The organism is Sphingomonas sp. UV9 (assembly GCF_004101245.1).
In the GTDB taxonomy this organism is placed as follows: Bacteria; Pseudomonadota; Alphaproteobacteria; order Sphingomonadales; family Sphingomonadaceae; genus Sphingomonas.
On the sequence record NZ_SCIN01000001.1, the window covers coordinates 980,345 to 991,612 of the forward strand.

Consider the following 11,268-nt stretch of genomic DNA (forward strand, 5'->3'; position numbering starts at 1 on the left):
CCAATTCAAACGCGGCAAGACCGGTCGAGCTTAATCGCTCGGCTGGTCGGCGAGCGAGAAGACGCGCTCCATGACCGCCCATTCAGGCCCGACCGGATCGATCGGCTGCTGGTAGCGGTCCATTTCTGATTTGCACACGGCGCCCTTGACGCGGCAACGGATGAAGGCCGGAGCCAGCACGCGCCCACGCGCGATAAGACCCTGTTCCGGTCGCGCAAAGGGCAAGCCGCGGTTCCCGGAAGAGCACATTCGTTGACGTCGTGCGACGGCAATTCTTAAGGCGACTGGCGATGACGTCGACCGCCCGCATTGGCCAGGACAGTAATGCCCTGCATTCGGGACGACCGGGGACGACGTCACGCTATAGGGTTATCGTTCGACGAGCAGCCGGTTGATCGGCATATGGAACGTGGCCAGCGCACCTTGCTCTGCGAAAAGCGCGGCAAGGTCTATCAAAAGGTTCGCGCGCGCGCTTTCGCCAAGTAGGAAGACCGAATAGAAAAAGCTGGATGCCTCGCGCGCGAGCGCTTCGGGGGCGGCGGTTGCCGACACGACGTTCGACTCTACCCGCACGCGAGCACCCGGGAAAACACCGCGCAGGAGATCGTGCAGTTCGGTGGTGTCGCGGATACGCGGGTCGCCGAGATCGACATCGCCGTATCGCGGATATGCGCGGCGGACATGGTTCGAAATCAGGTCGTTGACCGCGGAATAGCCTGGGGCGATGTCCATCGGTCCGTCGACGATGGCGGCGAAGACGCCGCGCGGCGCCAGGACGCGCGCCACCTCGGCGAGCACGGGCGCTACCGGGTCCATCAGCGTCAACGCCCAATGGCACAGCACCGCGTCGACCGAACCGTCGGCAAGGAAGCCGAGATCCTGCGCCAGGCCATGATGCAGCGCGACACGGTCCGGGCCGAGCCGTCGCCGCGCAAGGGCCAACTCGTCCGCGCTCATGTCCATGCCGGTCAGCCGGACGTCTGCGTTGCGTCCCGCCAGACGCTCCAGCAGGACGCCGGAGCCGCAGGCAAGGTCGAGGATGCTCGCCGTCGCGTCATCGTCGATGACATCGGCGAGCCAGTCGTAACTGTCGCGCCCCTCGGCATCGACGCATGTCACCGCGCAGGATTCGGTGAAGCCCGCATGGACCCGGTGGACGGTTTCCAGATGGTCGCGAACGGCGGCCGCGTCCGGCGTGAACCCGCTCGCAATCGCACGGGTCCAGCCGGTGTCGAGCGTCATCTCGTCGCTCGCGGGGAGGCCGAAATGGGTCAGGATGTCACGAAGATCATCGCGACCCGCTGCGCGAATCCCCATGTCCCGTCGGTTTGACACCCGTTCAGATATTCGGCCATGGGCGAGGTCGAACGCATCGCCTCGAGCGACACCGTATCGTCGAACGCGCAGCGCTGGAGATACCCTTCGACCACGACATCGTCGTCGGACCTCTGCACATAGCTGATCTCGCGCACCGTGACGGTCGCCCCCAGCCGACGGAGCGATGCGACGATCTCCTCGCCGGTCCGGTACATCTCGCCGGCGCCGCCATGAAAACTGTCCAGGAACGCGCGATAGAAGCGGATATAATGGCTGTCGGCCGCCGCGTTCGCGATAAACCCGGTGCCACCGATCGCAGCGACGAAGCGCTCCATCGCCGCGTCCAACTCGGCGAGCGGCACGGCGTAGAGGGCGTGGGTCGCCCATACGATATCATAGGGACCAGCCGGGACTGCGAAGTCCTGAAGCGGCGTTTCGAACTCCGCGCCCGCAACGAAGGGTGGGCCCAGCGCCGCGCGCGCCTCGGCGATCGAAAACGCCGAGGGGTCGAGCAGGTCATAGGCGATCGGCACGATGTCCGCGGTCTCGATCGCCGCATGCAGACGCAGCGCGGTCGGAAACTTGCCGGATCCGCAGGCGACGTCGAGCAGCCTCAGCGATCGGTCACCCGCGGCGCGCTGATGCTCCGCCAGCCACGCCGCCCAGTCATGAGCTTCGGCCAGATGGCGATAGTCCTCGGTGGCGAGCGTATAGAACGCGTCCATTTCCGCACGACCGGCCTCGGACCAGTGGTCGCACGACCGTGCATAGGTATCGTTGGCGTTATCGGTCATGCTTGTTGCTCCGTCGGCCAACACACAGGGTTTAATTCGGAATTCGCCAGCCCGCCGGGCTCGCATCCGGGCATGAACTTTCGCCAGTCCCCCGACACGATCGTGGGATCATCAACGATCCGCGCGCCATCGGCAAAGAAGGTGTTGGCGAGCACGATGCGGCTCTGCGTCGTGCGGTTGGGCCCGGCGGTATGGAAGCTGAGATTATGATGAAAGCTTACCGTGCCCAGGGCAAACGGGGTTTCGTCGATCGCGACCTCGTGCTGCCGGAACAGTTCGGCGACATGCTTGTCGTAGCTGGTATCGGTCTTGTTGAAGGGCACGTCCGCCACCAGCCGATGGATGTCGATCGGGCCCGCGAATGCCAGGGGGCCCATCACCACCGGAATGAACTGTGCGGCCATCCACGCGGTCACGACGTCCTGCGTGGCCAACGGGAAATGGTGATCGTCGTAATGCCAGGGCGTTCGCCCGCAGCCGGGCTCCTTCGACAGCACATTGTCGTGATACAGGCGCACTCGCTTCACGCCGAGCAGGTCGGCGCAGATCTTCGCGATACGCGGGCTCAGGACGAACTGCCGAACCAGCGGGTTGTCCAGCCAGATCATCTCGAGGCTCAGGAAACAGTCGGCCAGCCCGCCATCCAGCGACGCGGTATAGGCAGCCTCGAGCAAGCGCTTCAGTTCGGCGCGCAGACGCAGCGTCGCGCCGGGCGACAGGACGTCGGGCAGTTTCACGAAGCCGTTCAAACGAAACGCCTCGATCGTGCCCGCATCTAACGCATAGGGCTCCGCCAGCTCCAACGCGAGTTCATCGTCGTTCGGCCAGGCGATGTCGGGCAGCGCGCCCAGATCGACCAACGGCGTCAGCGACCGCTCGTTCTCGGCCAGCGAAACATACCAGTCCCACCATTGCTGATTGTCGCCCGACCATTCCCCCCGCACATCGGTTGCGCTGCCATCGATCACGGTATCCGGAGCATTGATCATACCGCGTCGCTTACGCCTCGCTTCGGCCAAAGGCCAATCGTTTGGCGGGGCTTGGCACGCCGATAGGCAACATCAACGACGTGAAGTAACGCGGGTTAATCCCGTCGCCAGGTTGCCTCGCGCAATCGGCTGGACGAAGGGGGCGGCATCGGGGATGCTGAGCAGGCACCACGCGCATGAGCCTGAGGAGCCAAGACCCCCGCATGATCGTCCAGGCCCTCCTTCGCCGTCTTCCGCTGGCCTTCGTGACGCTTCTGGTCCTCAGCCTCGTCGTCTTCTTCGGGGGGCAGCTTCTCCCAGGTGACGTCGGCCGCGCCGTGCTTGGCCCGCTGGCCGATGCGCGCGCAGTTGCCCTATTCAACCATGCGATCGGCGTGGATCGCGCCATTCCCGTGCAATATTGGGAATGGATCAGCCGGTTCGTGCGCGGCGACATGGGAGAGTCCTACACGTTCCGCGCGCCCGTTGCGCCGTTCGTGCTGGCCGCGCTGACCAACTCGCTCAAGCTCGCCGCGATGGCCTTCTGCATGATCCTGCCGCTGGGCATCCTTGGCGGCGTCGTCGCGGCGCTCAACGTCGGCGGCTGGAAGGACCGGGTCATCATCCTCACCGGCCAGTCGCTCGGCGTGGTGCCGGAATTCATCTCGGCGATCGTCCTGATCCTGATCTTCGGCATCTGGCTGCGCTGGCTGCCGATGTCCGCCGACTGGCCCGACGGCGCGAACGCGCTGACTCAGGCGCGCTATCTCGTGCTGCCCTCGCTGCCGCTGGTCATCATCTATTTCGGCTATGTCGCGCGCGTCGCGCGGACCGGCGCGGTGGCAGCACTCGATTCCGACTATACCCGCACCGCCATCCTCAAAGGGCTGCCGCCACGGACCATCCTGTTCCGGCATGTCCTGCGCAATGCGCTGCTGCCGACGATCACGGTCGCGGCCAGCCTGGTCGGGTATCTAACGGGCGGCCTCGTCGTGGTGGAAACGCTGTTCCACTATCGCGGCATCGGCAGCCTGATCTACACCGCCGCCAAGGCGAAGGATTTTCCGATGCTGATGGCAGGCGTATTGGTCGTCGGCATGCTCTACACCGTCGCGGCGATCGTCGGCGACGTGCTGGCCGAGATGCTCGATCCCAAACTCGGCGCAAGAGGGCGGGCATGACCGAACGATCGGGAACAGGTGTCGGCGACCGGCTGCGCATCGCGCTCCGTTCGCCCGGACTGGTCGTCGGTATCGCGATCATCACGTTCTGGACGGCCTGCGCGCTGTTCGGCGAACGGATCGCACCGTTCGATCCCTATGCCGACAATCTGCTGGCGACCCTGGCCGCGCCATCGCTCGACCACCCGTTCGGGACCGACCAGCTCGGTCGCGATATCCTGTCGCGAGTCATAATCGGATCGACCGACATCCTGACGGTCTCGCTGTCGGCGACGCTGCTCGGCACGCTGGCCGGGACCGTGCTCGGCCTGGCGCTGGGCTATTTCGGCGGCGTGTTCGACGCGCTGGCCAGTCGCGTCATCGAGGCGTTGCAGGCGCTCCCCCTCATCATTATCGCCCTGATCGCACTGGCGGCGGTGGGCACGTCGAACCTGTCCGTCATCCTCGTCATCGCCTTCACCTTCACGCTGCTGATCGCGCGGACGGTGCGGTCCGCGGTGAAGATCGAGACGACGCTCGACTATATCGCCGCCGCACGGCTGCGCGGTGACGGCGCCGGGTCGATCATGTTCGTCGAGATCCTGCCCAATGTGGTGCCGCTGATCGTGGTCGAGACGACCGTGCGGCTGGGCTTTGCGATCTTCTTCGTCGCATCGCTCAGCTTTCTCGGCTTCGGCATCCAGCCGCCTTCGCCCGACTGGGGCTTGGCGATCGCGGAGAATTACGGGTTGATCGGCAGCTATTGGTGGACCGTGCTGTTCGACGCCGGCGCGATCGCCTCTCTGATCATCGGCTTCGTTCTCGTCGCCGAAGCCTTGCAGGGGCTGTTCGACCGATGAGCGACGACGCGCTGCGCATCGAGAACCTCGATGTCTCCTACATCATACAGCGTCGCCCGCGGCGGGTGATCGCTGACCTCAGCCTTCATATCGCGCGGGGCGAAGCGTACGGACTCGTCGGAGAATCGGGCTGCGGCAAGTCGACCGCGGCGTTCGCCGCGGTGCGGTATCTCGCGCGCAACGGTCGGATCGACGGCGGGCGGATCCTGATCGACGGGCTCGACCTCATGGCGATGACGCCGGACGCGCTGCGCCGGCTGCGCAGCCGCAACGTCGCAATGGTCTATCAGGACCCCGCGCGCGCGCTCAACCCGTCGCTGCGGATCGAACGGCAGATGACCGAGGTGTTCGAAAACGCCTTCGCGCTGGGCCGCAACGAGGCGCGCCAGCGGGCGCACGCCATGCTCGATCGCGTGCAGATCGCCCAGCCCGAGCGTGTCCTCAACAGCTATCCGCACGAACTTTCGGGCGGGTTGCAGCAGCGCGTCGTGATCGCGATGGCCTTGTCGATCGCGCCGTCGCTGCTGATCCTCGACGAGCCGACGACCGGACTGGATGCCACCGTCGAGGCGGATATCTTCGACCTCGTGGCGCAGTTGCGGACGGAAACGTCGATGGGGCTGCTGCTCATCAGCCACAGCCTGCCGGCGATCGCGCGGATGTGCGACCGGGTCGGCGTGCTCTACGCCGGCAATCTGGTCGAGGAGGGCCCCACCGGCGACGTCTTCGCCAACCCCAAACACCCCTATACCGCGGGCCTGTTGCGGTGCGCGCCGCGCGACGGGCAGCGCAAGGATCAGGGGCCACTGGATACGATCGCGGGCCTGCCGCCCTCGCCCGGGTCGGTCGTGCAGGGCTGCATCTATGCGCCGCGATGCCCGATCGTGCAGGACCGGTGCCTGACCGAAGCGCCATCGCTTGCCGCGATATCCCACGATCGGTCGGCGCGCTGCCATTTCCCCGATGCCGTAGCGACCATGCCGCGTGCCCAAGCCGAGACGACGGCACGGCCGGTGCGAGCCGCCGGAGCGGCAATCCTGACTGCCCGTTCGCTCGCCAAGACCTATCGGACGGACGGCGTATCGGTGCACGCGGTCGGCGGCGTCGATCTCGATCTCGCCGCGGGCGAGACTCTGGGCGTGGTCGGCGAATCCGGCAGCGGAAAGAGCACGCTCGCCAAGCTGATCCTAGGGCTGACCGAGCCCGACGCGGAGGGCCGCATCACGCTCGACGGCGCCCCCCTGCCCGCGACCGCCAGCCGACGGAGCCGCGACCAGCTCAAGTCCATCCAGATGGTCTTTCAGAACCCCGGCCTAGCGCTCAACCGGGCCCACAGCGTCCATCGGCTGATCGGACGGGCGATGCGACTGGCAGGCGCGGCCCGCGACGATCGCGAACAGCGCCTGCGCGCGCTCGCCGACCGCGTCCGCCTAGGCCTCCCCTATCTCGACGACCGGCCTTCGCAGCTATCGGGCGGGCTGAAGCAACGCGTCAGCATCGCGCGCGCCTTCGCCGGAGCGCCCCGGATCGTCATCTGCGACGAGCCGACCTCCGCGCTCGACGTGTCGGTCCAGTCGGCGATCCTGAACCTGCTCGTCGAGCTCCAGGCCGAAACCGATGTGAGCTACGTCTTCATCTCGCACGATCTCGCGGTGGTGAACTATCTCGCCGACCGGGTGGCGGTGCTGTATCTCGGACGGCTGATGGAGATCGGACCGACCGCGGCCGTGTTCGCTTCGCCACAGCACCCCTATACGGAGGCGCTCCTGTCATCGAGCCTGACGCTGCAAGGCGCGCCGCGTTCGCGCATCCGCCTCCAGGGCGAAGTCTCGGGCCATGACGCCGGAGTCGGTGGATGCGTCTTCCAGGCCCGCTGCCCGCGCCGCATCGGCCCCATCTGCAGCGAACGCGAGCCCGAATTGTTGCCGGCGGGGGACGGCCATGCGATCCGCTGCCATATCCCCGTCGAAGACCTCAGCCGGCTGCAGGCACCGGGTGCGCCCGATCCAGGAACAGCTGCGCCATTGCCGTCGGCCTGACGCCCGCGATCCGCTTCGTCGTGACGGTCAGCCAGTCGTAGAAGCAGGTCATCACCACCGGCGTTTCGGCGAGCAACAGCCGCTGGATTTGCCCCGCGGCCGCGCGCTGCGACGCCGGCTCCAGCGCCGCGATATACCCCGCGACGAGGCGGTCGTAGGCGGGGTTGCGGAAATGCGCGGCGTTGAAGGTGCCGGGCGTGGTCAGCGAGGCGGCGAGGATGGTGTTGGGCACGCCGCGATGCGCATAATCCTCGATCCCCATAGTCGAATCCAGCCAGTCGGACTGCCCGAACGTCGCCTGGCCGTAATAGGCGGCCTGGTCTTCAACGTTCAGTGTCAGGCGAACGCCGATCGCCTTGACCGCATTCTGGATGACCACCGCATAATCGGGGATCTCCTGGAACCGTTCGGTCGTCAGCAGCGCAGCGAAGCCATCGGGATGACCAGCGGCCGTCAGCAGCGCCTTGGCCTCGCGCAGGTCCTTGCGCCGTTGCGGCACCGCCGGATCGGTCGCGGCATAGAGGGGCGCGAACGGACTGTCGTTACCCAGGGTCCCCCGGCCCGCGTACAGTCCGGTGACCAGCGCATCGCGGTCCAGGCACAAAGCGATCGCCCGGCGCACGCGCGGATCGTGGAACGGCGGACGATCGCAGCGCATGTGGAGTTGCTCGTGCGCGCTCGACCGCAGCGCCAGAACGTTCAGCCGCGGATCGGCAAGTAACGCCTGTGTCCCGTGCACCGGGACATGCAGCAGCACGTCGACCTGCCCCCCCTGGATCGCGAGCACCTGCGCCTGGAGGCTGTCGTAGAACAGGAAGCGCGTGCGATCGGGGAGCGCCTTTGGCCCCCAATAGGCGTCGTTGCGGACGAACGCGGCGCCCACCTTGGGTGTGAACCGCTCGAGCCGGAACGGGCCGGTGCCGATAAAGCTGTCCTCGAATCCCCCGGCATAATCGGCGGGCAGGATGATCGCGTTGAAATTGTCCGACGACACCAGATACGGGAAGCTGCCATTGGGCGCATCGAGGTGGAACGCCACCGTCTGCGCATCGACGGCGCGCGCGCCCCCCTTGGACAGCACGCCGGAGAAGGCCGACAGTGCGATCGAACCGTTCGCTGGGTCGGCCAGGCGGTCGAACGTCGCGACCACGTCCGCCGCGGTCATCGTCCGGCTGTCGTGAAAGCGGACGCCCTGCCGGATTCGGAACGTCCATATGGTCCCGTCGTCGTTCGACGCCCAGCTGGTCGCCAGAACCGGCTGGAGCCGCAGGTCGGGGCCGGACACCGCGAGATATTCGCCCGTCTGCGACAGCATGCAGACCCCGCCTGTATCCGCGACGGTCAGCGGGTCGATCCGCGCGGCGGGAACCGGCATGCCGACCCGCACGAGCCCGCCCGGCCGGTCTGCCACCGCATCGCCCGGCACGGTGCAGCCACCGGTGCCGAACAGCGGGATCGCCCCGCCCATGACGCTTGCCCAGCGCAGAAACTCGCGCTTGTCGATGCGGCCGGACAGAAATTCGTCGATTCCGGCATTGCCTATAGACGTCGCGCCTCGGCGAAGACGATCGAGCCGAACGGCGCTCACGCTGGCGGTACATTGCGGCTGAGACAGGAAGCCAACCCGCCAATGTCTTCGCGACGCATGCCGTAAGATAGCGTGCTCACCATATCCTGACCGTGCACATATCCAGACTGCGTGTAGCGCGATTCGCCGTGCGTGCCATCCGTGTTCAATGCCCGACATGCCGGTATCGGCATGTCGGGCATTTCCGCTTAGATCACACCCCCGTTAAAACTGCTGTATTGGCAGCACTTATTCAAGTTATCACATCAAACCTGTCAAGCATCATCACCTTATTCCAGACCCGCACGAAGTCCTTGACGAACCTGCTGCACCCGTCTCCGCTCGCATATACCTCGGCAACCGCACGAAGCTGACTGTTCGATCCAAAAATCAGGTCGCTCCGCGTGGCTTTGAACCGCGGCTCTCCGGTAGTGCGGTCGTCGAGCGAGAACGCCATCCCTGTCTCGTCGGTCTTCTTCCACTCATACTCCATGCTCGTCAGCACGGTGAAGAAGTCGTTGGTTAGTACGCCAACGCGATCGGTGAAGATGCCGTTCGCCGAATTGTCGTAGTTCGCCCCCATCGCGCGAAGGCCGCCGACCAGCGCTACCCATTCGGGCGCCGTCAGCCCGAGGAGCTGCGCCTTGTCGAGGAATAGCTCTTCAGGCGCGACGTCGGGCGCGATCGTCTCGAACTGATCGTCGACATAGTTGCGGAACCCGTCGACGACCGGCTTGAGCCAGTTGAACATCTCGATATCGGTCAGTTCCTGCGTCGTGTCGCGACGCCCCGGCGTGAAGGGCACCGTGACATCGACACCCGCATCCGCGGCGGCCTTCTCAAGTGCGGCACATCCCCCGAGCACGATCAGATCGGCCAGCGAAACCTTGGCCGAACCACCCTGCGCGCCGTTAAAGTCGGCCATCACGCCGCGAAGCGCCGCGACGACGGGGATAGTCCGCTGGTTGACCGCCCAATCCTTCTGCGGCGACAGTGCCAGCCGCGCGCCATTGGCACCGCCACGCTTGTCGCTGGTGCGATGCGTCGCCGCTGCGGAAAACGCGGTGAACACGAGATCCGACGCCGACAGCCCCGTCGCCATGATCGCCTGCTTGAGCGCATCGATATCCGCCGCGCCGATCGGATCGTGATCGAGCGGCGGAATCGGATCCTGCCACAGCAGGCCATTCTCCAGCGTACGCTCGGGCCCGAGATAGCGTTCGCGCGGGCCCATGTCGCGGTGGGTCAGCTTGTACCACGCCTTCGAAAACGCCTGCGTGAAGGCATCGAAATCGCCGAGAAACTTTTCGCACACCGCGCGGTAATCGGGGTCGAGCTTCAACGCGATGTCGCTGGTCATCATCATCAGCGGGTTCATCTTGCCCTGCACATGCGCGTCGGGCGTCTTGGGCGCCGACGGATCGATCGGCGTCCACTGGCTTGCACCGGCCGGGCTCTTGGTCTGCTCCCATTCGAACTTGAACAGGTTCTCGAGATAGCTGTTGTCCCACTGCGTCGGGTCTGGCGTCCAGCTGCCCTCGATGCCGTTGGTCATGGTGAACTCGCCCGACCCGGTACCGACCGGGTTGTGCCAGCCGAGCCCCATCGCCTCGATCGGCGCGATCTCGGGCGGCATGCCGATCTGGTCGGCCGGCACCATCCCGTGGCTCTTGCCAAAGGCATGGCCGCCGGCGATCAGCGCGACGGTCTCCTCGTCGTTCATCGCCATGCGCGTGAAGGCGATCCGGATGTCGCGCGCCGATCCGAGCGGGTCGCCATTGGCATAGGGACCTTCGGGATTGACGTAGATCAGCGCCTGGTGCGTCGCGGCCAGCGGGTTCTCGAGGTCATAATCGGCGTCGCCGTTCTGGCCACGCCAGCGCTTGTCGCGGTTCACCATGCTGTCGGGCGACTGGATGTTGGTCGGATCCCAGACTTCCGGCCCCCAATAGGTCGCCGAATCGGCTTCCCACGCGTCCTGACGACCGCCCGCAAAGCCGTAGGTCGGAAAGCCCATGATCTCGAGTGCGCAGTTGCCCGTCAGCACCATGAGATCGCCCCATGACAGCGCGCTGCCGTATTTCTGCTTGATCGGCCAGATCAGGCGGCGCGACTTGTCGGTGTTGCCATTGTCCCACCAGCTGCTGATCGGCGCGAAACGCTGCAGCGCCTCGCCCGCGCCACCGCGGCCGTCGGCGATGCGATACGTCCCCGCGGCGTGCCACGCCATGCGGATCATCTGGGGCCCGTAATTGCCATAATCCGACGGCCACCATGCGACCGACGACGTCAGGAACGTCTTGATCTCCTGCTTCAGCGCGGCGAGATCGATCTGGTTGAACGCTGCGGCATAGTCGAAATCTTCGCCCAGCGGATTAGCCTGCGGCCCGTTCTGATGAAGCATCTCGACCTTGAGGCGGTCCGGATACCAATCGGACAGCGCCGGCGGCGTGCCGACCGCACCGCCGATCCGGTCACCGCCGAACGGGCACTTGCCCTCCATCTCATGGGTCTTCGTGTTGGTCTTGTCGTTCTGGATATCGAGCATCGAGGCGAGTCCTTC

8 protein-coding genes are annotated in these 11,268 nt (G+C 65.8%); 3 read left to right on the forward strand and 5 right to left on the reverse strand.

Features of this window, described 5'->3' with window-relative positions; genetic code table 11:
* Window positions 1-369: 369 nt before the first annotated feature.
* From EQZ23_RS04220 to EQZ23_RS04230, 3 genes are read right to left on the reverse strand one after another with little or no spacing between them, the layout of a single operon-like run.
* Window positions 370-1,317, reverse strand: a complete 948-nt coding sequence (locus EQZ23_RS04220) for a class I SAM-dependent methyltransferase (RefSeq protein ID WP_164913372.1) — start codon at window positions 1,315-1,317, stop codon at window positions 370-372.
* Window positions 1,272-2,111, reverse strand: coding sequence for a class I SAM-dependent methyltransferase (locus EQZ23_RS04225; RefSeq protein WP_164913373.1), 840 nt, complete (start codon window positions 2,109-2,111; stop codon window positions 1,272-1,274). Before EQZ23_RS04225 ends, EQZ23_RS04220 begins: the two co-directional genes overlap by 46 nt.
* Window positions 2,108-3,100, reverse strand: a complete 993-nt coding sequence (locus EQZ23_RS04230) for a phytanoyl-CoA dioxygenase family protein (protein WP_128453166.1) — start codon at window positions 3,098-3,100, stop codon at window positions 2,108-2,110. The genes EQZ23_RS04225 and EQZ23_RS04230 overlap by 4 nt, the downstream gene beginning before the upstream one ends.
* Before the next feature lie 203 nt (window positions 3,101-3,303).
* Here EQZ23_RS04230 and EQZ23_RS04235 point away from each other — a divergent pair, with 203 nt between their 5' ends.
* Genes EQZ23_RS04235 through EQZ23_RS04245 form a run of 3 tightly spaced genes read left to right on the forward strand, consistent with a single transcriptional unit; the run spans window position 3,304 to window position 7,138 of the window.
* The gene (locus EQZ23_RS04235) at window positions 3,304-4,260 is read left to right on the forward strand and encodes an ABC transporter permease (RefSeq protein ID WP_128453167.1); all 957 of its coding nucleotides are present in this window, start codon (window positions 3,304-3,306) and stop codon (window positions 4,258-4,260) included.
* The gene (locus tag EQZ23_RS04240) at window positions 4,257-5,099 is read left to right on the forward strand and encodes an ABC transporter permease (RefSeq protein WP_128453168.1); all 843 of its coding nucleotides are present in this window, start codon (window positions 4,257-4,259) and stop codon (window positions 5,097-5,099) included. Before EQZ23_RS04235 ends, EQZ23_RS04240 begins: the two co-directional genes overlap by 4 nt.
* Entirely contained in the window at window positions 5,096-7,138 is a 2,043-nt protein-coding gene (locus EQZ23_RS04245) for an ABC transporter ATP-binding protein (RefSeq protein WP_128453169.1), read from the forward strand. Before EQZ23_RS04240 ends, EQZ23_RS04245 begins: the two co-directional genes overlap by 4 nt.
* Here EQZ23_RS04245 and EQZ23_RS04250 read toward each other — a convergent pair.
* On the reverse strand, window positions 7,074-8,726 hold the full coding sequence (locus EQZ23_RS04250) for an ABC transporter substrate-binding protein (RefSeq protein ID WP_128453170.1): 1,653 nt from the start codon (window positions 8,724-8,726) through the stop codon (window positions 7,074-7,076). The two genes, EQZ23_RS04245 and EQZ23_RS04250, sit on opposite strands and share 65 nt — an antisense overlap.
* 232 nt (window positions 8,727-8,958) lie before the next feature.
* Window positions 8,959-11,253, reverse strand: a complete 2,295-nt coding sequence (gene katG, locus EQZ23_RS04255; RefSeq protein ID WP_128453171.1) for a catalase/peroxidase HPI — start codon at window positions 11,251-11,253, stop codon at window positions 8,959-8,961.
* Window positions 11,254-11,268 lie beyond the last annotated feature (15 nt).